The sequence below is a fragment of the Ruegeria sp. AP12 genome, from assembly GCF_056540025.1.
Map to the genome: position 1 here is coordinate 273,407 of NZ_JBQFVZ010000003.1, position 23,272 is coordinate 296,678.

The window sequence follows — 23,272 nt, forward strand, 5'->3', positions numbered from 1 at the left end:
AGGTTGGCCTGCTCGGGGCACAATTTATTCACTGAATACTGACCCCTTGCTGTTCGAACCAGTTCCTTGTCACGAACGGATCAGGCCCAAAAAGCGATAGGCTGCGACCCTCAGATCAAAGATGCGTGGATCGCCAATGGATCACTCGGACTCAACGGCGTTTAACAACGCGCTGATCTGCTGCCGCGCTTCGATGCTGTCGCTCAACAGGTTGGCCGCATCCGCAAGGGGTTTATCCGCCAACCTCTCGGGCGGGTTTCGCAAGGCATGCGTGGTTTCGCTCAGCTTTGCGTATTTACCTACCGCATTCGCGTCTGTCTTTTCCGGCAGGTCCGCGAGCCAGAAATACCTGTTGGCCGCATGAATATCACCCAATTCGCTCAACACTTCAGCGGCCTTTGCGAATTCTTGGCTGGCCTCCAGCGCGCGGGCCCTCAAAGCACTGGCCTCGTCCGAGGAGTCATCCGCAAGCTCCAGCATCGCCTGATGTGGGCGGTTATTCTGTAACACTGCCCGCGCCCGCAACCGCGCCCGTTCGGATCGTCGTGCGCGGTCTTGGTCCCGGTTGGCAAATGCAAAAGCCCGGGACCTAAAGCCAAGCCCCATCAACCGTTCAGACAGAGCTATCGCCGTCGGCGTTGATACACCGTCGGCTTGATCACCCGACAAAGTCAAAACCTGCCGCAAAAAGGTGACGTCATCTGCACGCTCAGCCAGTAATTGCAGATGCCGGTCCAAAAACGCAGGCGCGTCAGAACCGTCCGGCAGCGTATCGATCAGGTCAAACGCAGCGTCGAATTCCTGGGTCAGTGCCAAAGCAACCGCATGCGTTCTGGTCATCATCGGCCCCATCTCTGACTGGCGGAGTTCCGTCGCATAAGCCGCCGCCAGTTCCAGTTCCTGCGGGGAAACGGCCCCCCGGTCGGTCCATCGTTTCTCGACCAGCCGGGCCAGAGCCAATGCGGCCTCATCCGGCGCGTCCGGTGCGGTGATGACCTGGGACAGATGTTCCTCCTCAGCCGTCATATCGCCTTCGGCTTCGGCGACTTTGGCCCTGGCGTGCCAGAGTGCCGGGGTGGTTGCATCCTCAACCCGGTCCACCGACCGCAAGATTCGCCGGGCGGGTTCCAATTCTTCCGCGTTGACCAAAATCGAAGACAAACGAGGCCCGAGACTGCGTCTCAGGTGATCAGGCAGCCGCGAAAAGCCCTGCTCGATCGCCTCAACCCTTGCCTCCGGTGTCAGTTCCTGCTCGGCCAACGCCGCCCACAGGGCCGCATCGCTGTCGCAGCGTTGCAGCCCTTGAAACGGAGATTCTGCCGACAGCGGCCGATTGTCCACAATATGGGCGATTGCCTGGACACGGTCCGCGTCAGAGTTTTGATCCGCCAGCATTTTCAGCATTTGAACCGCCTCTGCACCGAAACCATGGAACGCATACAGCCTGGCCAAAGCCATTGCCCGGTCCTCATCCAGATCATCGAACTCTTTGAACAAGCCAGCGCGCAGCTGCGCGACCTGCTCCTGAAACGGTCGCGAATCCGACCATGTTTCAAACCCAAGCTCGACCGTTGTGAAACACGCCGGTTTTGCATCGATTTGCGGGAATTCAGCACCAAGAATGGCATTCAGGTCGTCCAGAACGGTCGACAGCTGCACATTCGACTGCAAGCCGTCGATCATGGGCAAAGCCGGTAAATCGGAGGACCGCCTTGGGCCGATCCCGGCCAGGTTGAGGTCCAGCACCTCTCGGTCCGCGCCTTGCAATAGCCTGGTCGACAACTGATCTTTGAACGCTTGACCGTTCATCGACAGTAAAGGCAATTCGAACGATGTCACGGGATCCCGACGTGCGGGTTTCTTCTGTGGTTCAGGCCGGGGCGGGGGGATCTCGGCCAACAAAGAAGGCAACGCTGTACCCGGCGCGATGTCCAGAACAATCATCGACTTCCGATACAGGAAAGCCGAGGCAACACAGTCGCAGCCAAATTCCAGATCCAGCCCGTCCCCGGGGTTCTTTTGCGACACTGCGGCCAGACGATTTGTGGTCAACCGTCCAAAGACCGCGTTGGTTTGAAAACTCGCAGCCTCCAGATCGACCGACAGTCGCGCCCCATTCTTGCGATGGGTCAAAACCCAACCCGTGTCGGGCGGCACGTTGAACACCAGTCGTGTGAAGCCCGCGTGTTCACCCGACCGAACCGTCACCTCTTGCGCGAATGCAGGTGACGCAAGCGCGATCAGGGCAGCAATCAGCTTAAAAAGTCGGGTCATGCCGCCGCCTGCTTGAGCTCTTTCAACGCCTCTTCAAGTTCGGAAAAACCGGGGCGGTTATGCGTAGGGGTGTTTTGGCGGCCGACTTCGATGCACATGGCTGCGTTATGGTTGTGCAGGTTGGCAACCAGCACCTCTTTTATGAGTTGGTAGAAATGGTTGTCCTCTTCCACAACGGTCTTGAGTTTACCCGCGAAAGGGCCGACCAGCCCGTAGGCCAGAAAAACACCCAGAAATGTCCCCACCAATGCCCCGCCGATCAGCTTGCCCAATACCTCGGGCGGCTGGTCGATCGAGCCCATGGTTTTGATCACACCCAGAACGGCAGCAACAATCCCAAGTGCCGGAAGCCCGTCCGCGACGGTTTGCAACGCGTGGCTCGAGTGCATGGCGTGATGGAAGTTCGCCTCCATCCGTTTTTCCAACACCTCCTCGACCTGATGTGGGTCGTCATAGTTCATTGCGGCTGAACGCATCGTGTCGCAAATCAGATCGACGGCCTCTTTATCGGACTGAATCTTGGGATAGGCGGAAAACAGGCTGGAGTTTTCGGGGTCCTCGATATGCTGTTCAACCTCGACCGGATTGGCCCGTGCGATGCGGATCAGCGAAAACAACAGGCACAACAGATCGCGATAGTCTTCGGGCTTCCATTTCGGTCCCTTGAAGACCTTTCCCATGTCTTTGATCGTGTGTTTGACGCCGCCGATATCGTTGCTGATCAGAAAGGCTCCAACCGCCGCACCGCCGATCATCATCATCTCGAACGGGAGCGATTTCAGGATGATGGTCATCTTGCCCCCGGCGGCCAAATAGCCGCCGAACACCATCACGAAAATGACGACAATTCCAACAATTCCAATCATTTGCGATCCCCAGATGTGTTCAGGACAGGTTTGGTCTGCATGGCCGCCTACTCTTGCGGTGCGGTGGCGTTACGGCCCGCCATGACGACGCTGACCGTATAGGCCGCATCCGGACTGAGACCGGCCAGGATGTTCGCGGCAACCTCGGGCGGCATGCGGGACAGAAATCCGGATGCAAATGTCGGGTCCATGGTTTCGAACAAGGCGGCTGCGTCTTTGGGTTTCATGTTCTGGTAGACATCCGTCAGCTGCGTCAGGTCGGTCTCTGCCGCCTTGTCCGCAACCGCCAAGGTCGCTCGCAGAGACTCTTCGGCCTCCTGCAACGCCGCCAAGCGGGTTTCGATGGCCTCGCTTGCGATCTGGAGCGCCTTTTCCTTGTCCAACACCGCATCTTCACGCTGTTTCACCCGCTTTTCGCGGCGCAGAAGTTCGGTCAGAACAACCTGCACGTCGCGCGTATCGGTTGGGGTTTGGGTGGCTTTGATCTGTTCAGGCTCGGCAGATTTGGCAAGGGCAGGCCCCGCCTCTAACCCGACGCGGATGGCCGCAGACCCGATCATTAGCAGAGAGATCACCGTCAGCACCCCGGCGCGAGGGCGGTCTCGTCTTTTGGTCGCCCGTCGGTTGCCCATCAGGTGGCCTCATTCATCTTGCGACCGTGCCGAAAGAACATCAGGCCTTCCGGGGCCTTGGCTGTGGTCTCTTCCGCCATATCTTCGGCATCTTGGTTCGGCTGCTCTTCAAGCTGGGTCTCATCCGCGGCCTCAGGCGATTCTGATGCCTCGACCTTTGGTGCCGCAGGACCCGCTTGTTCAACCGTTTCTTCTTCGGCTGGAACCACGTCATGCATGGACGCCATCATCAATTCCAACCGCTTTGCCACGCTTTCTGCGCGTTGCGTCAGCTCTTTCAGCACATCGCCCGACTGATCCGAGGCAGCACGCGCGTTGTCGAGGGACTTTTTCAGCTCATCCGCTTGTGACGACAGCACAGCCACCGCGCCGCCCACACCTTTTTCAAGGTCGGTGAATCGTCGCAACCTGCGCGACAGGACAAAGCAATACAGACCCGCGCCCAAAGCGCCCGCAACCAGCAAAATATCCGCAATAAGCTCCAATCCCGCCTCCTAATTCAGTACAAATTCCATGACCAGCACGTCGCGCACCCGGCCTTCGCCCGTAACAATCCCGATCCGCCGCAGCAGATGTCCCCGGATCCGCGTCAATGCCAGCGGGTCTTCCAGATCCGACACCTCGACCGCCCGCAGATAGCCGTTCAGCACATCCATGATTCGCGGTTGTATTTTTTCCACATCAGCGATGTACGGAGCGTTAACTTCGAGCTGTGCGTGAAATTTCAGATGGCGCGACTGGCCTTCGGTCAGAGAAATAATCACCGGCGGCAAATCGACGAAGCCAACATCCGCAAGGGGTTTGGCCTTGCTCTCTTTCGTTTCGTCATCTGTCGCCGATTTTTCAGCCCCGCCGCCAATCGGCAACAAACCTGATGTCGTTAGAAAATAGCCGCCTGCCGCCCCGGCCACAGCCAGAATCAACCCGACCATCAAACCCTTTTTCCCCTTTTTCTCAGGGGTTTCCGCCTGTTCTGCTGTTGCGTCGGCCATGACGTCCTCATTCATCTGCTGTGAATCCGTCATAACCCCTCAGGGACTAACCGATTGTTAAGGGCAATCGTCCAAACAGGGGATGCGCCGGGCAGAATGTCGGCGAGTCGGAGGTGAGCGTGCAGCAGATCGGAACTGTCTGGGCAAGTTTGGACAGGCGAAAACAAATCATCGTTGCCGGCGCGGTTGTGCTGGTGTTTCTCGGGATCCTTGGCATGTCGCGGCTGGCGGCCGCGCCGTCGATGACCTTGCTGTATGCGGGGCTGGAAAGCGGTGCCGCTGGTGACATCGTCCGTTCACTGGATCAGCGCGGTGTGCCCTACGAAATCAGGGGTGGATCGATTTATGTGCCCGGCGGGCAGCGGGATGAGCTGCGGATGACGCTGGCCAGCGAAGGCCTGCCCGCGAACGGCAATCGCGGGTACGAGCTGCTGGATTCCCTCAGCGGGTTTGGCACCACCTCTCAGATGTTCGATGCCGCCTATTGGCGCGCGAAAGAAGGCGAGCTTGCCCGGACGATCGTCGGCAGCCCTCATGTCAGTCAGGCGAGGGTGCATATCGCAAATGGATCGGCCAATCCGTTTCAGCGCAGCGTGGCGCCCACGGCCTCGGTTTATCTGGTGCCGTCCGGCGCGGATGTGACCGGCGATCAGGCCAAGGCGATCCGGTTTCTGGTCGCCTCGGCTGTCAGTGGCCTGGCGCCGGAAAATGTAACGGTTGTCGATTCGAACGGGGCCGTGATTGGCGTGCAGGACACTGCGGTTGCGGCCGAGACGGCGGATGACAAATCCCGCCAGCTGCGCGAGCGTGTTCTGCGTCTGGTCGAGGCGCGTGTTGGGGCCGGCAACGCTGTGGTCGAGGTCAGCGTGGACACGGTGACCAAAACCGAATCGATCCGCGAGCGGCGTTTTGATCCCAAAGGACGCGTCGCGATCAGTACCGATGTCGAAGAGCGTTCGGACAGCGCCCGCAACCAATCTGCGGATGTGACGGTCGCCTCGAACCTGCCCGATGGCGACGGGGCAGGGGGCGACGAATCGAATTCGACCGCAACGCAGACGCGCGAACGGATAAATTACGAAGTCTCCGAGACCGAGTTGGAGGTTCACACAGCGCCGGGTGCCATCAAACGTCTGACCGTTGCAGTTCTGGTCAATGGAACGCGCACGGTTGACGCCAGTGAGGCCGAAAGTTTCGCGCCTTTGCCGCAGACCGAATTGGATGCATTAGAGGAGCTGGTTGCCTCGGCCGTTGGATTTGACGCGGACCGCGGGGATGTGATCACCCTGAAATCGCTGGATTTGCTGCCGGTTGACCCGCAGGGGACGTTGGTGTCGGCATCGATGTGGCAGTCCATTCATCTGGACGCGATGTCGCTGATCCAGATGGCTGTATTGGCGGCGGTCTCGCTGGTTCTGGCCATGTTCGTCATCCGCCCGATCCTGATGAAACCCGCGACGGCACCGGCCTTGCTGCCCGCAAGCGCCGGGGATGTCACCGAAGGCGCACCTGTGCTGACCGGCGAAATCGCACCGGATGGCAGTTCGGACTTCGCGCCGCTGGCCGCGCAGGCCGAAGTGCCCGCGCTTGGTGTGGCCCCGTCGCAGGATCCGGTTGACCGGTTGCGCGCGATGATTGGCGACAAACAGGAGGAGACGGTCGAAATCCTGCGCAGTTGGCTGGAAGAAGGTGAGGAGCGCGTGTGATGACAATTGCTCATCTTCTTGAAGATTTCACCGTTCAGGCCAACGGCGGGCAGGTTCATCTGCTGGACGAAGACGCACTGGAGGAACAGCGCCTGGCCGCCTTTGAACAAGGCTATGGGGCGGGGTGGGAAGACGCCTTGCAGGCGCAGGAACAAAGCCGGGGGCAAATCTCGTCCGAGTTGGGTAAATCGCTTGAGGATATGTCCTTTACCTATACCGAGGCGATCACCCGCATGTCGCTGTCGCTGGAGCCGATGTTCCAGAGCCTGACCAATCTGGTCTTACCGGACATGATCGACCGGGGCTTTGCCGCGCAACTGGTCGAACACCTGTCCGAGATGGCGAGTGAACAGATCGGGCAGCCGATGCAGGTCATCGTGCCGGTCGGATGTATGGCCGAGGTGGACGCCCTGATCCCCGCGACCCTGTCACCGAGGCCGAAAGTGATCGAAGACCCCGCGCTCGAGCAGGGACAGGCCCGGTTGCAGGTCGGCATAGCCCGCAGCGAGGTGGATTGCAGCGCGCTGCTGGACTCGGTCACGCGGGCCTTCGACGCATATGTTTTTGAGGCAAAAGAGGCATTGTCAAATGAGTGACCCCCAGACCCAAAACTCTGAAAAACCGAACCCTTTTGACGCGGTGCCCATCGAAGTGACCGTATCCGTCGGTCGCGCGCGCCCCCTGATCCGGGATTTGCTGAACATGGGCGAAAACGCTGTGCTGACGTTGGACAAAAGGATCGAGGACCCGGTGGATCTGTATGTCGGGGATCAGTTGGTTGCCCGCGGCCTGCTGGAGGAGATGGAGGGCGACCGGGCAGGTCAACTGGCGGTCCGACTGACGGAAATTGCCGATCTGCAAAACGGGATCGGTTGATGCGCCTGCTGATCGGGCTGGTCTTGGCGGCGGTTCTGATGCCGTCGCTTGTGGCCGCGCAGGAGGTCTCGCTGTCTTTGGGTGACGGCGGATCACTCTCGGCGCGTACGATCCAGTTGATCCTTCTGATCACGGTCCTCAGCCTCGCGCCGGGGCTGGCGATCATGATCACCTGTTTTCCGTTCCTGATCACGGTTCTGTCGATCCTGCGGCAGGGTATCGGCCTGCAGCAATCGCCGCCGAATATGCTGATCGTCAGCCTGGCACTGTTTCTGACCTATTTCATCATGGACCCGGTCTTTACCGAGGCCTGGACGACCGGAATCCGCCCGATGATCGACGAAACGATGGAGGTTGAACCAGCGCTGGAGCGCGCGCTGCAACCGTTTCGCGCCTTTATGGCCGCGCGGCTGGATGCCGATACGTTTCAGGCTATGGCCGCGCTGCGCCCAGGGGGTGAGGCGATGGAACTGTCGCCAGATGCCCCGCTGTCCGTTCTGATGCCGTCCTTCATGTTGTCCGAGATCGCGCGCGCGTTTCAGATCGGGTTTCTGATCTTCCTGCCGTTTCTGATCATCGATCTGGTGGTCGCGGCGGTGCTGATGTCGATGGGCATGATGATGGTGCCGCCTGCAATTGTGTCTCTGCCCTTCAAGCTGGCGTTTTTCGTCATCGCTGATGGCTGGGCCCTGATCGCAAGTGCGTTGGTGCGCAGTTACATGCCTTAGGGCTGCCCCTCTTTCAGACTGTCAATCACGGCTTCAAAGCACCATCTGAACGAAAAAGGCCGCGCTGTGTTCGACAACGCGGCCCAGATGTTTCTGAAAAGCAGGTCAGGCGGTGCGGTTCAGATCCTTGATCAACCGGTTCAGGTCGCCGCCACGGGCGTCCAGCATCGCTCCGATCTCGGTGCGTTCGGTCAACAGAAGGTTCACGCCTTCGATGAACATGTTGTAAAACTTGTCGCGCCCCGATTTGTCGGACACCAGAAACGTCACTTCGAACGGGGATGAGCCCTGCAGTTTGACCATGGTCCGGACCTCAAAACCGGCGCGGATTTTGCGGGCGTTACGTACATTGACCTCACCACCGATAAACTCGCGGAAGCGGCGACCATATTTGCGCGAGATGTAGTGTTGGAAGGCCTTGGTAAACTGCCTCAACTGTGCCGGGCTGGCCGAGCGGGCATCGGCCCCCAACGCATAGCGCGCCATGATCGGCACATCGGCGTATTGCACAAAGATCTTCTCGAAATCGCGCAGCATGGCGTTCTCGGACTTGCCCGAGGCGATCACGCGGTTGATCTCGGCCACAACGCTGTTGACAAGCGCTTTGGCGCTGGCTTCGGTCTGGGCCAGAGCGGGCAAAGGCAGGGCGGTCAGTGCCAATCCGGCCAGACCGGCAGAAAGAAAATGACGACGGTTCAAAGAATTACTCGGCATAGGGGTCCTCGTAAGGGTCTAGGTAGGGGTCCCTGACAGGGTCGGTTCCGATTTCGGCGTAGGGATCGGAGTACAGGTCCAGATAGGCGTCCTCATCATCGCGCGCCAGTTCGAACCGGCGATTTTGCAGATAGATCAGGCGGGCCTGGGCATAGCTGTCGGCGCTTTCATAGAGGATCGAGTCAACCGTGTCCGAAAACCGTCCCCGGTCGCCCATGCGGCGCACAACCTCGGCATAGACGCCAAGGTTGTCGACGGGCCGGGTCGGCGTGAAATTGATCGGGTTCGAGAACAGGTTGACCACAACGCCGACCGCATCGCGCGTTGTCGAGGGGCCGTAGAAAGGCAGCTCGACATAAGCCCCCTCACCAAACCCCCAGACATGCAGGGTTTCGCCAAAATCCGTATCGACCGGCGGCAGGTTCAGTTCGTCCGCAGGGGCCGACAGGCCAAACCCGCCGACGGTCATGTTGACCACAAAGCGCAGCAACGCGTTGCCCATCTGCTTGGGGTTGCCCTGCAAAAGGTAGTCGACCGCCTGTCCGGGCAGCGAGATGTTCTCGGCAAACGTGCTGAAACTGGTCACCATCGGATCGGGCACGATCTTCACGTACCCTTTCGAGGCCGGACGGAACAGGAACCGGTCAACGCCCAGATTGAATCTGTGGATGCCCCGGTTGGTGTTTTCGTAGGGGTCAAACACCTCACCCCGGGCGGCCTGCTCGGGCGGCTGGGTGGCGCAGGCCGACAGGATCGGCAAAAGGGACAGCACAATAAGGTGTTTCAGGCGCAATCTGCTCAACACGGTCTTAGCTACTCCAAAGTGACCTGACCCGGCGGGTCGGGCTTTCAATCGATAATATAGTGCCGCGTTGGCACAAGTCGTTGTCACATAGTTGTTTCGCGTCTCAAATGAAACATCTAGCGTTTAGCGCGTCTGCTACTGCGCGGTAAAGTGACATAGCTTCAACACTTCGGAATAAGAGAAGTTACGCCCAGATCGCAGCCGATCGGCAAAATGCCGGTTTATCGCTTTCCCCGCCGCGCTTGACCGGGTAGCGTCCGGCCGAGTCGACAATTGGTGAGGACGATCCCATGAGTATCACAGCAAAACTGGAAAGTCTGGGCGTCAGCCTGCCCGACGCCCCCGCGCCTGCGGCAAACTATGTGCCGTTCGTGCGTATGGGCAACATTGTTTACGTGTCGGGCCAGATTTCGAAGGCGGATGATCTGATCACCGGCAAGCTGGGCGACGACATGGATGTCGAGGCCGGTGCGGCGGCGGCAAAGGTCTGTGCCATCAACTTGTTGGCACAAGTCAAAGCGGCCTGTGGCGGCGATATCGAAAAGCTGGTGCGCGTGATCAAGCTGACCGGTTTTGTGAACTCGACCGCTGATTTTACCGCGCAGCCGCAGGTGATCAACGGCGCGTCCGATTTTCTGGTCGAGGCGCTGGGCGATGCAGGCCGTCATTCACGATCAGCCGTCAGTGCCGCATCCCTGCCGCTGGGTGTCGCGGTTGAGATTGAAGGAATATTCGAGGTCCAATGACCCCCAGGCTGCCACCGGAATTCCTGCAGGTCCCGATTGCGCATCGGGCCCTGCATGACACGTCGGACAACCGCCCGGAAAACAGCCGGGCGGCGATTCAGGCGGCGATTGATGCCGGGTACGGGATCGAGATCGATCTGCAATTGACCGCGGACAATCGTGCGATGGTCTTTCACGACTATGACATGGCGCGTCTGACCGGCCAGCCCGGCCCGATCCGGCGGATCACCTCGGCGCAGGCGGCGGACACCCCATTGCTGCACGGCGATGACGGTATCCCCGCGCTGGACGAGGTTCTTGCGATGGTCGCCGGAAAAGTGCCGCTGCTGATCGAGTTCAAGGATCAGGATGGCGCGATGGGCGCCGATGTCGGCCCGCTTGAGGCGGATGCCGTGCGGGCCTTGCAAGGTTACGAAGGTCCGGTGGCGCTGATGTCTTTCAACCCCAACAGCGTGGCCGAACTGGCCCGGTTGGCCCCGCATCTGCCGCGCGGGATCGTAACCAGCAGCTATGATCCGCAGGACTGGCCGCTGTCTGACGAAATCTGCGACCACCTGCGCGGCATTCCGGATTTCGACAGGGTTAGTGCCAGTTTCATCAGCCATGAGGTCGCGGATCTGGACCGCCCGCGTGTCGCCGAGTTGAAGGCGCAAGGGGTTCCGATTCTGTGCTGGACCGTGCGCTCGCCCGAGCAAGAGGCACAGGCCCGCGCGGTTGCCGACAACGTGACGTTCGAAGGGTATTTGGCCCCGCATCCGGGTTGAACCCACCCCCGACCGTCACAGATAAAGGTCAGACGCGGAGGGCACATGGATCAGGCGCAAATCGAGGTTCAGGTCGTAGGCACGCTTTCGCAGATTTCTGCGGTCGAGTGGGATGCCTGCGCGTGTCCCGAAGCTGCCGATGGCGGGCGCCCGCTGGATCCGTTCACCACCCATCGGTTTCTGCTGGCGCTGGAAAACAGCGGCTCGGTCGGGCGGGGCACTGGCTGGCAGCCGCAATATCTGACCTGCTATCTGGACGGGATGCTGATTGCGGCGGCACCGATGTATGCCAAGTCGCACAGTCAGGGCGAATATATCTTCGACCATAGCTGGGCACATGCCTATGAAAACGCGGGCGGGCGCTATTACCCGAAACTGCAGATTGCCGTGCCCTTTACCCCCGCAACCGGGCGGCGGTTTCTGGTGCGTCCGGGCTATGAAGCGATTGGCATGTCGGCGCTGGTGCAGGGTGCGGTGCAGTTGGCGGCAGACAATCGGGTCTCATCAATCCACGCGACTTTTTGTACCGAGGATGAGGCGTTGGCGGGCGAACAGATGGGCCTGATGCTGCGCCAATCGCAACAGTTCCACTGGCTGAACGACACATATGCCGATTTCGACGGGTTTCTGAACGCCCTGTCCTCGCGCAAGCGCAAGAATATCCGCAAGGAACGGGCGCAGGCAAACGGGTTTGGCGGTGAGATACGCACGCTGACCGGTGATGATCTGCGGCCCGAGCATTGGGATGCGTTTTGGCGGTTCTATCAGGACACCGGTGCGCGGAAATGGGGCTCACCCTACCTGACGCGGCAATTCTTCGATATCGCTCAGGATACAATGGCCGATGATATGGCTTTGGTGCTGGCCGAGCGGGGCGGGTATCAGATTGCAGGGGCGTTGAACTTTATCGGGCGCGAAACGCTGTTCGGTCGTTACTGGGGCTGTGTCGAACATCACGCCTGCCTGCATTTCGAACTGTGCTATTATAGGGCCATCGACTTTGCCATCGCTCAGGGCTTGAAGCGGGTCGAGGCGGGCGCGCAGGGGGAACACAAGCTGGCGCGCGGGTATCTTCCGACGCGCACCTACAGCCTGCATTGGGTCGGCGATCCGGGATTTGCCGATGCCGTCAAAAAATATCTGGACGCCGAAGGCCGCGCGGTGGGAGAAGAGATTGAGATTCTGACGGATTACGGCCCGTTCAGAAAATCGAACCCGGAGGAACAGCAATGACCGAGCTTTTGTCGACCGAGACCCGTGGCCCCCTTCTGGACCCGCTGTTCAACAATGGCTGGACCATGGTCGAAGGCCGGGACGCGATCACCAAGACCTTTATTTTCGACAATTTTGTTGCCGCCTTTGGCTGGATGACACAGGTGGCGATCTGGGCCGAGAAATGGAATCACCACCCCGAATGGTCCAACGTCTACCGCACGGTCGAGGTGACGCTGTCCACCCATGACGTCGGCGGGTTGTCCGCGCTGGACGCCAAACTGGCGCGCAAGATGGACAGCCTGATCTAGCCCCGATCCCCGCGCGATCCCATTCCGCCGGCCAATGAGGCTGCAACGCCCATCTGCTGGAACTCGGCCGGGGTGACAGTGCCGTCGCTGACATTGATATTTCCGGGGATGCGGGTTGTGCGGTTGCCCACCTGCCGCACGCTGCGTGCAGCCGGATTAATATCAAGGCATTTGGTATTGTAGCAGGTCAGCCCGCTGAGATTGATCTGAATGCGGGGCTGTCCGTCCGGCCCCGTGACAACAGGGGCTTGCGGTACATCACAGGCCGCAAGTGCAACAAGCGCCCCAAAGGCGATCCATTTGTTCATCCCACGCTCCTGTTCAGAGTTGGCCTAGTCCAGTCGTTCGTTTCCGTCCTGATCGGCAGAGGTGAAATCGCGACCCATCTGCGCGTCGTATTCTGATCTTGAGATAAAGCCGTCGCCGTTGTGGTCAACGTCCCGGATCTGATTGATGTCCAGAAACGGTTTGGCTTCGTCCAGACCCAGCGTGCCGTTCTTGTCCTCGTCCATCGTTTGAAAGGCGTAATCGGAAAAGGCGTTGAACTCGTCCTTGGACAGAAACCCGTCATTGTTGGCGTCAATGTTGTTCAGTTCTTTTTCGTGCAACTCGGCCACGGTTTCCGCGCTGGCTGCACCCGTCAGGGCGACAGTCGCGGCAAGAATAAGTGGTTTCATTCTCAATCCCCTCAACATGCGAATCTCTGGCCTTCAAAACCGCCCGCAGCAGCGCCCGCCGCCGTCAAGATTGTCTTGCCAGACCCGCCGCCGAACTGGTTGCCGATTGCGCCGCCGATCAACGCGCCGCCCAACGTGCCACTGAGGCAGGCAATCTCGTGCTGGCGCGCGGCTTGTTGTTGCGGGGTGGGGGCCGGACCGCAGGCGGCCAAAACGCCTGCGCTGACGGCAATTAGGGAAATAAATCTGAGGCACATAAATCAACTCCCGTGTTCTATGCGCCAAGTATTCGCGCAACGGGGCGTTGTATCAAGTTAATTTGGGTTCATCTGGCCCCGACGATGCCAGGGCCGTCAGGGTTCAGATCACGTCCAGCAGCCCCTCGCCCGCGGAAACCTCGCACGCGCCGGGGTTTTCTTCCAGGTTCAGGGCTGTGACGGTGCCGTCTTCGACCAGCATGGCATAGCGTTTGGAGCGTGCGATCAGCCCGGCAGGCGGGGCGTCGAAATCCATCCCGATCGCCTTGGTGAACTCGGACGCTGCGTCGCCCAGCAGGGTCAGGCCCGCCTCGGTCGCGCCGGTGGCTTCGCCCCAGGCTTTCATCACGAAGGGGTCGTTGACGGACACGCAGATGATCTCATCCACGCCCTTGGCGTCGAACTGGTCCTTGGTGCGCATGAAGCTGGGCACATGCGCTGAATGGCATGTCGGTGTGAACGCGCCGGGCACGGCAAAGATCACAACTTTGCGGCCTTTGGTCTTGTCTGAAATCCGCACCTCTTCCGGGCCGTTCGCACCCAGTTGAGTGAGAGTCGCATCTGGTAGCTGGTCGCCTGTCGAAATCATTTATAGCACTCCTGTTGATTGGATTTGCAGAGTCGGGTTCAGCCGCAATATAGGTGACCACGTGGATGAGACCACGGGAATTCGACAGGGTGGGAGGAACATGAGCCATATTGTCGTGATCGGTGCCGGGCAGGCCGGGGCATCTTTGGTTGCGCGTCTGCGCAATGATGGGTTTGACGGGGATATCACCCTGATCGGGGCCGAGCCGCATCTGCCCTATCAGCGCCCGCCCTTGTCCAAGGCCTATCTGCTGGGTGAGATGGAGCTGGAGCGCCTGTTCCTGCGGCCCGAAAGCTTCTATGCCGACAACAACATCACCCTGCGTCTTGGCCAGCCTGTGACGGCGATTGATCCGCAGGCCAAAACCGTGACCGTGGGTGATGATGTCATCTCGTATGACGAACTGGCGCTGACCACCGGATCGGACCCGCGTCGCCTGCCCGCTGCCATCGGTGGCGATTTGCAGGGCGTTCATGTGGTGCGCGATCTGGCCCATATCGATGAGATGGAGCCTCGCGTCAGGGACGGCGCGCGTGCCCTGATCGTGGGCGGCGGTTATATCGGGCTTGAGGCCGCAGCCGTCTGCGCCAAGCGCGGTGTGAAAGTGACCTTGGTCGAAATGGCCGACCGCATCCTGCAACGGGTCGCGGCCCCCGAGACCAGCGATTATTTCCGTGCGCTGCATACGGAATACGGCGCCGATATCCGCGAAGGCGTCGGGCTGGATCGTCTGGTCGGTGACAATGGCAAGGTGGTTGGCGCTGTTCTGACCGACGGAACCGAGCTTGAGGTGGATTTTGTTGTGGTGGGCGTTGGTATCGCCCCCTCGACCCAACTGGCCGAGATGGCGGGGCTGGAGCTGGACAACGGGATCAAGACCGATGCCCATGGCCGCACCTCGGACCCGTCGATCTGGGCCGCCGGGGATTGCGCGTCCTTCCCGCATGGCGACACGCGCATCCGTCTGGAAAGCGTGCCCAACGCGATCGATCAGGCCGAGATCGTAGCCCAGAACATGATGGGCGCGGCCAGGGATTATGTGGCAACACCGTGGTTCTGGTCGGATCAATTCGACGTCAAACTGCAGATCGCGGGCCTGAACACCGGCTATGACCGCGTGGTGACCCGGCAGGGCGAAGGCCAGAGTGTGTCCTTCTGGTATTATGACGGAGACCGGTTGATTGCCGTGGACGCGATGAACGATCCGCGCGCCTATATGGTCGCCAAACGGCTGATCGAAATGGGAAAAACCGCCGATCCGGCCATTGTGGCCGACCCGGATGCGAACCTGAAACCGCTGCTCAAGGCGTGAGGATCATTGCCGGAGAATTCCGGGGCCGGGCTTTGGCCTCGGTCGGCAAGGGGGACGCAGGCGCGCATCTGCGTCCCACCACGGACAGGGTGCGCGAGAGCCTGTTCAACGTCCTGACCCATCAGATCGATTTCGACGGCCTGCGCGTGCTGGACCTGTTCGCAGGCACCGGCGCGCTGGGGCTTGAGGCGCTGTCGCGCGGAGCGGCCCATGTCAGCTTTGTCGATGACGGGCGGGTGGCGCAGGGATTGATCCGCAAGAATATCGACCTGACCCGCAGCACGGACCGTACCGATCTGATCCGCCGCGATGCAACGCGGCTGGGCGACAACCCGGATGCCCCTTACGATCTGATCTTTCTGGACCCGCCATACGGCAAGGGCATGGGTCAAAAGGCCCTCGCCAGGGCGGTCGAGGGCAATTGGATCGCCCCGGACGCGCTGATCGTGTGGGAGGAAAACGCCCCCATGGCCGCGCCGGACGGGTTCGATCTGCACAGCGCCCGCAAGTATGGCGACACGCATATCTCGCTGATGTGGCGCAGCCCGGAAAACTGACGCTGATCCGCAGCAAGGCTGGATTCACATTCCCGTGATCGACCCTGCCGAATGGTTAATGCCCTATTTTGCGGAGGTTGGGGACACATTTTGGGCCAGAATCGCCGGTAGCCGAAATTGAGTTTAGCAACCCGGACAGTGAGTACCTGAATGTTTTCCAAGACCCTTCCAGCCCTGCTGATCGGCTGTGCCGCCGCCTCGGCCAGTGTGGCCGAAACCCAGATCGACATGGATGATTTCTTCGTCAACTGCATCTCAGACGTCAACAGCGAGGGTGTGACGCTGGTGCGTTCGGGTGGATCCGACAAGGGCTACATCATGACAACTGACGTGCAGGGCGAGGCGGATATTTACCCCGGCCTGGACAGCATGACATTCCTGCTGATGCAGGAGACCGGAGTGATCACCTTTGTCGTCGATTATCACAGCATGGAATATGACATGATGGTCAAAGGGGCGGGGCAGCAATTTGACAGGGGCACATGCTCGGCATCCTGAACGGGTTGTGACCGGTTCGGTGCACTTGACCCAACACTCTGACAAGGCGGACTGTTTCAGATTGAAACGGCGCGCGCGGATTGCTGCTGAGCGTGGATTTGCGCAGGGGCCTGCACTGGGTTAAGCCGGGCGCAAAATCCGCGGAGGCTTCATGCACGATCTGGTCATCTTCGATTGCGACGGCGTTCTGGTCGATAGCGAGCCGCTGTCCAATAAGGTTCTGGTGGACAATCTGGGCCGGTACGGCCTGGACCTGACACTGGAAGACAGCGTCGGGTTTTTCCTCGGTGGGACAATGGCTGGCGTGCGGGACAAGGCGCGTGCGTTGGGGGCCGATTTGCCGGATGACTGGATCAATGAGGTCTATGCGGAAACCTACGAGCGTTTGCGTCAGGGCGTGGCATTGATGCCCGGTATCCGGGACCTGTTGGATTGGCTTGATCATCACGGCATCCCGTTCTGCGTGGCCTCGAACGGCAGCCCGGACAAAATGGCGATCACGCTGGGCCAGAACGGGCTTTGGGACCGGTTTCAGGGTGCCATGTTCTCGGCCCACCAACTGGGAACGGCAAAACCGGACCCCGAGATGTTTCTGCTGGCCGCGCAGCATTTTGGCGCATCCGCTCCGGTTGTAATCGAAGACAGCCATAACGGCGTTACCGCCGCGATGCGCGCGGGCATGCGGTGTCTTGGCTTTGCGCCCGAAGGGGGTGGCGCCAAACTGGCAGAGATTGGCGCAGAGGTCTTCACCGACATGGCGGAAGTGCCGCGCCTTTTGGGAATTTGATCCATCCGTGTTAGGGTCGCGGGCATGGACCGCGCACTGACCCCTTCGATCTGGGCATTCTCACAGGATGCCGACGCCACCCCGGCCCCCGAGCGCAAGCCAATGCGCGCGCCGGTTTTCATCAATGACGCACTGACGCCATGGGGTCACGAAACCCTGCTGCTGAAACTGCTGCGCGACCAGGCCGCCGATCACGAAGAATAGGTCGGGTGGAACTTGCCGCCGGGTGACAGGGTAAAGATTTCGACCCCATCCGCCGTTACACCCACCGAATGCTCGAACTGCGCCGACAGCGACTTGTCGCGGGTCACGGCGGTCCAGTCATCGGCTAGCGTCTTGGTCTCGGGACGGCCCAGATTGACCATCGGCTCGATGGTGAAGAACATACCCTCTTCCAACACGGCCCCGGTGCCCGGGCGGCCATAGTGCAGGACGTTGGGCGGGGCGTGGAACACCCGGCCCAGCCCGTGACCACAGAAATCGCGGACAACGCTCATCCGGTGCGCCTCGACATAGGCCTGAATCGCGTGGCCGATATCGCCAAAGGTGTTGCCCGGCTTGACCATCTCGATGCCCTTGAACAGCGCATCATGAGTGACCTGGATCAGACGTTCAGCCTTGCGTGGCAGCTTGCCCGCCACATACATGCGCGAGGTATCACCGAACCAGCCGTCAACGATGACGGTCACGTCGATGTTCAGGATGTCACCATCCTTGAGCTTTTTCTCACCCGGAATGCCGTGACAAACCACGTGGTTCACGCTGATACAGCTGGCGTGCTGATAGCCCTTGTAGCCGATGGTCGCCGAGGTCGCGCCCGCATCTTCGACCATCTGCGTGATCAGCCCGTCAATAGCGCCGGTCGTCTGACCGGGAAACACATGCTGGGCAATATCGTCGAGTATCCGCGCAGCCAAGGCCCCTGCCGCATGCATGCCGGCAAAGTCACCCTGTTCATAGATGCGGATACCGTCTTTTGTCAGACGGCCACGATGGTCTTTCATCGACGCTAAGCTCCAAATGTTTCGCGCAGCCCCTTACTTACGCTGCTTGCGCAGAAAGTTCCAGAGGGTGCGGCTTTAACTCAGTAGATAGGGTCGAAAGAAGAAAGTTCTAACATTGTGTATTAGCTGATCTGCCAGCGTCGGTCCGGGTCGACCCAAACTCCGTCGGGTGTAATGCGAGAGCCGACAATCAGGCGTTCAACACCTGCGGCTGCCTCAAACGCCGCCGCGTATGCCGGGTCGATATCGGAGGCCAGCGTGAAGCGGTCGCAATCGGTGCGTTGCACCAGATACAGCATGATTGCCCGGTGCCCCTGTGCCGCCATCGCCGACAGTTCGCCCAGATGTTTAGTGCCGCGCGCGGTTACGCTGTCGGGGAACTCGGCCAGACCGGGTTGGCGGGACAGGGTGACGCTTTTGACCTCGACATAGGCGTCGGGCAGGCCCGGTGCGCTTAGCAGAAAGTCGATGCGGCTGTTTTCGCCGTATTTTACCTCGGCGCGGACGGTTTCATAGGCGGCCAGTTCGGGGATTTCACGCGCCTTTAGCGCTGCGCGCAGGGCCTTGTTCGGGACCGATGTATCGACCCCGGTGAAATGCCCGTTTTCGTGATCGACCAGCCGCCAGCCATATTTCAGCTTTTTCTTCGGATCGTCATTGGGCTCCAGCCAGATTTTCTGCCCGGGTTCGGCCAGCCCCATCATCGAACCGGGATTGGCGCAATGGGCTGTAACCTGGCGCCCGTCCTCAAGCGTGCAATCGGCCAGAAAGCGTTTGTAGCGGCGGATCAGGCGGGCGGGGACAAGAGGGGTTTCAAATCGCATGCCCCACGGCCTATACCTGCCCCAGGGGTCGATCAAGAGGAAGAGCGCCATGGCCAATCCAACCGCCGCAATGCTGGTGATCGGGGATGAGATTCTCTCGGGCCGGACCCGCGATGCGAATATGCATTATCTCGCCGGAGAGTTGACCAAACAGGGCATCGACCTGAAAGAGGTTCGTATTGTCAGCGACGACGCGCCCGAGATCGAAGGGGCCGCAAAGGCACTGTCCGACCGGTACGATCATGTCTTCACCAGCGGCGGCATTGGTCCGACCCATGACGACATTACCGCCGATTGCATCGCGCGGGCCTTTGGGGCGCATATCGACATTCGCGATGATGCGCGGGCGCTGTTGCAGGCGCATTACGACAAATCGGGGCTTGAACTGAACGAGGCCCGCCTGCGCATGGCGCGCATCCCGGACGGGGCGGTTTTGATCGATAACCCGGTGTCGACCGCGCCGGGCTTTACCATCGAAAACGTGCATGTGATGGCTGGGGTGCCGTCGGTGTTTCAGGCCATGGTGGCCAGCGTTTTGCCCAAACTGACCGGCGGCAGCCCGTTATTGTCGCAGACCCTGCGGGTGAATCGGGGCGAGGGCGATATCGCAGCGACCCTCTCCGCGCTGGCCGAAGCCTATGATGACCTGACCATCGGGTGCTACCCGTTCCAGATCAACGGTGTCTTTGGCGCAAATGTCGTCATTCGCGGCACCGAGGGCACCCGGATCGACGCCGCCATGACCCAACTGGCGAAAGAACTGGAGTTGTGAGCGTCAACTGGGCCGACATTGTCGACGGCACCTGGCCCGCGGCCCGCTATGAACGGCTGGGTCCGTTTCAATTGCGCGAAGGGCAGGGCGGTGGCTCGCGGGTGTCGGCGGCCAATGCGCTTGGCCCTGTCAGCGGCACGGATATTGATGCAGCCGAACAGGCGATGCTGGCGATGGGGCAAAAGCGTATCTTTTGCCTGCGTCCGGGGGACGAGGCGCTGGATGCGCAGCTTGCCGCACGGGGGTACGAGGTGCTGGACCCGGTCAACATCTATTCCTGTCCGGTATCCCATCTGACCGACCAGCCGATCCCGCGTGTCATGGTGTTCACCGTATGGGAGCCGCTTGCGATCATGCGGGATCTTTGGGCAACCGGGGGCATCGGGCCGGAACGCATCGCCGTGATGGAGCGTGCCAAAGGCCCCAAGATCGGCTTGCTGCTGCGCCATCGCGATCAGCCCTGCGGGGTTGCCTTTGTTGCTATACATGAAGGTGTTGCCATGCTTCATGCGCTGGAGATTCTGCCCGAACACCGCCGTCAGGGCATGGGCCAGTGGGCGGTGCGGGGTGCCGCGCTCTGGGCGCGTGACCATGGCGCCAAAACCTTCAGCGTGATCTGCACCAAGGTGAACGACGGGGCAAATGGCCTGTACCAAGCGCTCGGGATGGAGATCGCGGGCGAATACCATTACCGTCAGCTTATCTAACACAGAGGTTTTCGTGACACATCAAGACATGCCTACCGCGCTGGACCTGCCCATGGTAGACCCGCTGCCGCCCGAGACGCAGAAATACTTTGATATCTGCGTCGAGAAACTGGGCATGGTGCCAAATGTGCTGAAGGCTTATGCCTTTGACATCGACAAGCTGAACGCCTTTACCACCATGTATAACGACCTGATGCTGGCAGATAGCGGGTTGTCAAAGCTGGAACGCGAGATGATTGCAGTGGTCGTCTCATCCATCAACAAGTGCTTCTATTGCCTTGTGGCCCACGGGGCTGCCGTGCGGCAGTTGTCGGGCGACCCAAAGCTGGGTGAGATGCTGGTGATGAATTACCGCGTCGCGCCGCTGGACGACCGCCAACGCGCCATGCTGGATTTCGCTGCCCGGATGACCAAAGCCAGTACCGAAATTGAAGAGCCCGACCGCCAGCGTCTGCGCGATGTCGGGTTCTCTGACCGGGATATCTGGGACATTGCCAACGTGACCGGGTTCTTCAACATGTCCAATCGCGTGGCCAGCGCCACGGCTATGGTTCCAAACCCCGAGTATCACGCACAGTACAGATGATCCGAACGCTAAGCCTTTTGACCGTGATCCTGGCCAGCCCGCTGGTTGCGCAGGAACTGACGCTGCCGCAATCCGCACAGCAGATCAGTCAGCGGATTTCACCGCTGGACAGCTATGATCTGCCAACCGGGCCATTCGCAGATGGAGCGGTTCCGGCCCGAACGGTCGAGGGGCAGGTTGAAAGGGTCACATGGCGGTTGCAGGCCGGGTCCAGCACGACGCTGCAATTGCTTGCCCCGTTGCGCGACCAGATCGAAGCGCAGGGGTATGACATTCTGTACGAATGCGAGGCCCGCATTTGCGGCGGCTTCGATTTTAGGTTCGGCACCGAAGTGGTGCCAACGCCGGATATGTATGTCGCCATTCAGGACTATCGGTTTCTGTCCGCGCAGAAGGGATCCGAGGTGCTGAGCCTGCTGGTCAGCCGGAATCCGCCGGATGGCTATGTGCAGATGATCCGGGTTACTCCTGTCGATGCGCCGGCCCCGGCACCTGTCGTGATCGATCAGAGTGTGGATGGGGCCGGCGGTTTGCTGGCTGAATTCCAGCAAACCGGTCATGTCATTCTGGACGACCTGCACTTTCGCACCGGCGAGGTTGCGCTGGGCGAAGGCCCCTTTGCCTCGCTCGCGTTGCTGGCCGGGTTCCTGACGGATAAGCCGGACACGCGGCTGGCGCTTGTGGGGCATACCGACGATACCGGCGCCTTGCAGGCCAATATCGCAGTCAGCAAGCGCCGGGCCGAGGCCGTTCGAACCCGTCTGATCGAGGCGCATGGCGTGGCCGCCGACCGGATCGAGGCGCAGGGCGTCGGCTATCTGGCCCCCATCACCTCAAACGCCACGGCTGAGGGCCGCGATGTCAATCGCCGGGTCGAGGCAGTGTTGCTGGTCAACTGACGCACAAAAAAAGACCCGCACCAGAAAGCGCGGGTCGCTAAAGTTCACCGGGAGAATTTACCAATCCATCGGGCCCTTTTCGTTGAAGGACTCGACCAGAAAATCAATGAAAGCCCGCACTTTCGGCTGCGTGAAACGCCCGGGCGGGTAGACGGCGTAAACGCCCTGAACCTCATCCGGTAGCGACGGCATCGCGTCCAGCACCTGGCCGGATTTCAACGCGTCCGCATACAGAAAGCTGGGCAGATAAGCGATCCCGAGGCCCGAGATCGCAGCATTCAGCAGGGATTGCCCGTCATTGACGCTGAGCCAACCGGCGGTGCGCACCTGACGCTTTTCGCCCGATGGCGCGGTCAGTTTCCAGACATTGCCCGAAGACTGGCTGGAATAATGCAGCAACTTGTGTTCGTTCAGGTCGTCGATCTTCTGCGGACGTCCGAATTTCTCGATATAGCTGGGGGCCGCAACCATGCGTTTGACGGTTTCCGTGAGTTTGCGCGCGCGCAGGGTGCTGTCTTCCAGCTCACCAATGCGCACGGCCACGTCAAACCCTTCGGAAATCAACTCAACATAGCGGTTGTTCAGCACCATGTTGACGGTGATATCCGGGTAAGCGGACAGGAATTCGGACAGAACAGGGGACAGGTGATTGACCCCGAAATCCGTCGCGACGCTGATCCGCAACAGGCCTGACGGGGCCGATTGCATCGAGGTAACCAGTGCATCCGCCTCGCCCGCGTCATTCAGAACGCGGCGCGCGCGGTCGTAATAGGCCAATCCGATTTCAGTTGGGGACACCCGGCGCGTTGTGCGGTTCAGCAGCCGCGCACCCAGACGCGCCTCAAGGCTCGAGACGTGCTTGGACACGGCCGATTTGGAGATGCCCATCTTCTTGGCCGCATCGGTGAAGCCACCCTGGTCCACCACGTTGGCGAAGGCTTCCATTTCGGTCAATCGATCCATACTCGTTCCCCAGGTCTTACGTTCGACGTCAGTTTTGACGCTCAATCTGGGCGGAAACGGGGCAGACATGGGATAATATCAGGGTTTTGAATCGGATCGTTTGCAGTTCAGAAACGTTGAAACAATGGTTTCCGATCCAATAACACCCCGGTCAAACGGTGATTTCTGGACATTTTTTCATTTGTGCTATGCTGAGAATGGCATTTTTGTGTCC

Annotated in this window: 31 protein-coding genes; 17 read left to right on the plus strand and 14 right to left on the minus strand. The window is 60.1% G+C overall.

The window, feature by feature from the left end; translation table 11 throughout:
- Positions 1-141 precede the first annotated feature (141 nt).
- From ACR0E6_RS12245 to ACR0E6_RS12265, 5 genes are read right to left on the minus strand one after another with little or no spacing between them, the layout of a single operon-like run.
- Entirely contained in the window at positions 142-2,274 is a 2,133-nt protein-coding gene (locus ACR0E6_RS12245) for a hypothetical protein (protein ID WP_480583721.1), read from the minus strand.
- Positions 2,271-3,140: a flagellar motor stator protein MotA gene (gene motA, locus ACR0E6_RS12250; RefSeq protein ID WP_170453583.1), complete on the minus strand. Its 870-nt coding sequence runs from the start codon at positions 3,138-3,140 to the stop codon at positions 2,271-2,273. Before motA ends, ACR0E6_RS12245 begins: the two co-directional genes overlap by 4 nt.
- Positions 3,141-3,187: 47 nt before the next feature.
- Positions 3,188-3,772 (minus strand): MotE family protein, encoded by a 585-nt coding sequence (locus tag ACR0E6_RS12255; protein WP_480583725.1) that lies wholly within the window; start codon positions 3,770-3,772, stop codon positions 3,188-3,190.
- Positions 3,772-4,257 (minus strand): hypothetical protein, encoded by a 486-nt coding sequence (locus ACR0E6_RS12260; protein WP_480583728.1) that lies wholly within the window; start codon positions 4,255-4,257, stop codon positions 3,772-3,774. Before ACR0E6_RS12260 ends, ACR0E6_RS12255 begins: the two co-directional genes overlap by 1 nt.
- Positions 4,258-4,266: 9 nt before the next feature.
- Positions 4,267-4,764, minus strand: coding sequence for a flagellar basal body-associated FliL family protein (locus tag ACR0E6_RS12265; protein WP_480583731.1), 498 nt, complete (start codon positions 4,762-4,764; stop codon positions 4,267-4,269).
- A 119-nt stretch (positions 4,765-4,883) separates the two neighbouring features.
- Here ACR0E6_RS12265 and fliF point away from each other — a divergent pair, with 119 nt between their 5' ends.
- Genes fliF through fliP form a run of 4 tightly spaced genes read left to right on the plus strand, consistent with a single transcriptional unit; the run spans position 4,884 to position 8,074 of the window.
- A complete protein-coding gene (fliF, locus tag ACR0E6_RS12270) occupies positions 4,884-6,470 on the plus strand; it encodes a flagellar basal-body MS-ring/collar protein FliF (protein WP_480583734.1) in 1,587 nt (528 codons plus the stop codon).
- The gene (locus ACR0E6_RS12275) at positions 6,470-7,066 is read left to right on the plus strand and encodes an ABC transporter ATP-binding protein (RefSeq protein WP_480583737.1); all 597 of its coding nucleotides are present in this window, start codon (positions 6,470-6,472) and stop codon (positions 7,064-7,066) included. The genes fliF and ACR0E6_RS12275 overlap by 1 nt, the downstream gene beginning before the upstream one ends.
- Positions 7,059-7,346, plus strand: coding sequence for a FliM/FliN family flagellar motor C-terminal domain-containing protein (locus ACR0E6_RS12280; RefSeq protein ID WP_170453587.1), 288 nt, complete (start codon positions 7,059-7,061; stop codon positions 7,344-7,346). Before ACR0E6_RS12275 ends, ACR0E6_RS12280 begins: the two co-directional genes overlap by 8 nt.
- Positions 7,346-8,074, plus strand: coding sequence for a flagellar type III secretion system pore protein FliP (gene fliP, locus ACR0E6_RS12285; protein WP_480583740.1), 729 nt, complete (start codon positions 7,346-7,348; stop codon positions 8,072-8,074). The genes ACR0E6_RS12280 and fliP overlap by 1 nt, the downstream gene beginning before the upstream one ends.
- A 105-nt stretch (positions 8,075-8,179) precedes the next feature.
- Here the strand turns inward: fliP and ACR0E6_RS12290 are convergent, their stop codons facing one another.
- Positions 8,180-8,788: an ABC transporter substrate-binding protein gene (locus ACR0E6_RS12290; protein ID WP_170453589.1), complete on the minus strand. Its 609-nt coding sequence runs from the start codon at positions 8,786-8,788 to the stop codon at positions 8,180-8,182.
- Entirely contained in the window at positions 8,778-9,593 is an 816-nt protein-coding gene (locus tag ACR0E6_RS12295) for an MlaA family lipoprotein (protein WP_480583744.1), read from the minus strand. Before ACR0E6_RS12295 ends, ACR0E6_RS12290 begins: the two co-directional genes overlap by 11 nt.
- A 290-nt stretch (positions 9,594-9,883) precedes the next feature.
- Between ACR0E6_RS12295 and ACR0E6_RS12300 the strand changes: the two genes are divergently transcribed.
- The 4 genes from ACR0E6_RS12300 to ACR0E6_RS12315 are packed head-to-tail and all read left to right on the plus strand — an operon-like array spanning position 9,884 to position 12,626.
- Complete coding sequence (locus ACR0E6_RS12300; protein WP_170521241.1) at positions 9,884-10,339, plus strand: RidA family protein; 456 nt, start codon at positions 9,884-9,886, stop codon at positions 10,337-10,339.
- Positions 10,336-11,103, plus strand: coding sequence for a glycerophosphodiester phosphodiesterase family protein (locus tag ACR0E6_RS12305; RefSeq protein WP_480583747.1), 768 nt, complete (start codon positions 10,336-10,338; stop codon positions 11,101-11,103). The genes ACR0E6_RS12300 and ACR0E6_RS12305 overlap by 4 nt, the downstream gene beginning before the upstream one ends.
- 45 nt (positions 11,104-11,148) lie before the next feature.
- Positions 11,149-12,336, plus strand: coding sequence for a GNAT family N-acetyltransferase (locus ACR0E6_RS12310; protein WP_480583750.1), 1,188 nt, complete (start codon positions 11,149-11,151; stop codon positions 12,334-12,336).
- Entirely contained in the window at positions 12,333-12,626 is a 294-nt protein-coding gene (locus ACR0E6_RS12315) for a 4a-hydroxytetrahydrobiopterin dehydratase (protein ID WP_170453594.1), read from the plus strand. The genes ACR0E6_RS12310 and ACR0E6_RS12315 overlap by 4 nt, the downstream gene beginning before the upstream one ends.
- On the opposite strand, the gene ACR0E6_RS12320 is transcribed toward ACR0E6_RS12315, so the two are convergent.
- From ACR0E6_RS12320 to ACR0E6_RS12335, 4 genes are all read right to left on the minus strand, one after another.
- Positions 12,623-12,934 carry a hypothetical protein gene (locus ACR0E6_RS12320; protein ID WP_170453595.1) on the minus strand — a complete coding sequence of 104 codons (312 nt, stop codon included), beginning with the start codon at positions 12,932-12,934 and terminating at the stop codon, positions 12,623-12,625. The genes ACR0E6_RS12315 and ACR0E6_RS12320 overlap by 4 nt on opposite strands.
- A gap of 24 nt (positions 12,935-12,958) precedes the next feature.
- Entirely contained in the window at positions 12,959-13,303 is a 345-nt protein-coding gene (locus ACR0E6_RS12325) for an EF-hand domain-containing protein (RefSeq protein WP_480583755.1), read from the minus strand.
- 11 nt (positions 13,304-13,314) lie between these two features.
- Positions 13,315-13,560 carry a glycine zipper 2TM domain-containing protein gene (locus tag ACR0E6_RS12330; protein ID WP_170735775.1) on the minus strand — a complete coding sequence of 82 codons (246 nt, stop codon included), beginning with the start codon at positions 13,558-13,560 and terminating at the stop codon, positions 13,315-13,317.
- A gap of 103 nt (positions 13,561-13,663) precedes the next feature.
- A complete protein-coding gene (locus ACR0E6_RS12335; protein WP_170623267.1) occupies positions 13,664-14,149 on the minus strand; it encodes a peroxiredoxin family protein in 486 nt (161 codons plus the stop codon).
- Between the two features lie 100 nt (positions 14,150-14,249).
- Between ACR0E6_RS12335 and ACR0E6_RS12340 the strand changes: the two genes are divergently transcribed.
- The 5 genes from ACR0E6_RS12340 (at position 14,250) to ACR0E6_RS12360 (ending at position 17,507) form a co-directional block, all read left to right on the plus strand.
- Positions 14,250-15,461, plus strand: coding sequence for an FAD-dependent oxidoreductase (locus ACR0E6_RS12340; RefSeq protein ID WP_170521250.1), 1,212 nt, complete (start codon positions 14,250-14,252; stop codon positions 15,459-15,461).
- Complete coding sequence (rsmD, locus tag ACR0E6_RS12345) at positions 15,458-16,018, plus strand: 16S rRNA (guanine(966)-N(2))-methyltransferase RsmD (protein WP_170453600.1); 561 nt, start codon at positions 15,458-15,460, stop codon at positions 16,016-16,018. Before ACR0E6_RS12340 ends, rsmD begins: the two co-directional genes overlap by 4 nt.
- A 150-nt stretch (positions 16,019-16,168) precedes the next feature.
- Positions 16,169-16,516 (plus strand): hypothetical protein, encoded by a 348-nt coding sequence (locus ACR0E6_RS12350; protein ID WP_170521254.1) that lies wholly within the window; start codon positions 16,169-16,171, stop codon positions 16,514-16,516.
- Between the two features lie 151 nt (positions 16,517-16,667).
- Positions 16,668-17,303: an HAD family hydrolase gene (locus ACR0E6_RS12355; protein ID WP_170453602.1), complete on the plus strand. Its 636-nt coding sequence runs from the start codon at positions 16,668-16,670 to the stop codon at positions 17,301-17,303.
- Positions 17,304-17,327: 24 nt separating this feature from the next.
- The gene (locus ACR0E6_RS12360) at positions 17,328-17,507 is read left to right on the plus strand and encodes a hypothetical protein (RefSeq protein WP_480583761.1); all 180 of its coding nucleotides are present in this window, start codon (positions 17,328-17,330) and stop codon (positions 17,505-17,507) included.
- Here ACR0E6_RS12360 and map read toward each other — a convergent pair.
- Both map and sfsA read right to left on the minus strand, forming a co-directional pair.
- Positions 17,495-18,307: a type I methionyl aminopeptidase gene (map, locus tag ACR0E6_RS12365; protein ID WP_170521256.1), complete on the minus strand. Its 813-nt coding sequence runs from the start codon at positions 18,305-18,307 to the stop codon at positions 17,495-17,497. The genes ACR0E6_RS12360 and map overlap by 13 nt on opposite strands.
- A 122-nt stretch (positions 18,308-18,429) precedes the next feature.
- Positions 18,430-19,131 carry a DNA/RNA nuclease SfsA gene (gene sfsA / locus ACR0E6_RS12370; protein WP_170453605.1) on the minus strand — a complete coding sequence of 234 codons (702 nt, stop codon included), beginning with the start codon at positions 19,129-19,131 and terminating at the stop codon, positions 18,430-18,432.
- Positions 19,132-19,180: 49 nt separating this feature from the next.
- On the opposite strand from sfsA, the gene ACR0E6_RS12375 reads away from it, so the two are divergent.
- Genes ACR0E6_RS12375 through ACR0E6_RS12390 form a run of 4 tightly spaced genes read left to right on the plus strand, consistent with a single transcriptional unit; the run spans position 19,181 to position 22,095 of the window.
- Positions 19,181-19,903: a competence/damage-inducible protein A gene (locus ACR0E6_RS12375; protein ID WP_480583764.1), complete on the plus strand. Its 723-nt coding sequence runs from the start codon at positions 19,181-19,183 to the stop codon at positions 19,901-19,903.
- Positions 19,900-20,610 (plus strand): GNAT family N-acetyltransferase, encoded by a 711-nt coding sequence (locus ACR0E6_RS12380; protein ID WP_480583767.1) that lies wholly within the window; start codon positions 19,900-19,902, stop codon positions 20,608-20,610. The genes ACR0E6_RS12375 and ACR0E6_RS12380 overlap by 4 nt, the downstream gene beginning before the upstream one ends.
- A 28-nt stretch (positions 20,611-20,638) precedes the next feature.
- Positions 20,639-21,196, plus strand: a complete 558-nt coding sequence (locus ACR0E6_RS12385) for a peroxidase-related enzyme (protein ID WP_480583912.1) — start codon at positions 20,639-20,641, stop codon at positions 21,194-21,196.
- The gene (locus ACR0E6_RS12390; RefSeq protein ID WP_170623253.1) at positions 21,193-22,095 is read left to right on the plus strand and encodes an OmpA family protein; all 903 of its coding nucleotides are present in this window, start codon (positions 21,193-21,195) and stop codon (positions 22,093-22,095) included. Before ACR0E6_RS12385 ends, ACR0E6_RS12390 begins: the two co-directional genes overlap by 4 nt.
- 57 nt (positions 22,096-22,152) lie before the next feature.
- On the opposite strand, the gene ACR0E6_RS12395 is transcribed toward ACR0E6_RS12390, so the two are convergent.
- Positions 22,153-23,058 carry a LysR family transcriptional regulator gene (locus ACR0E6_RS12395; protein WP_480583770.1) on the minus strand — a complete coding sequence of 302 codons (906 nt, stop codon included), beginning with the start codon at positions 23,056-23,058 and terminating at the stop codon, positions 22,153-22,155.
- Between the last annotated feature and the right edge of the window lie 214 nt (positions 23,059-23,272).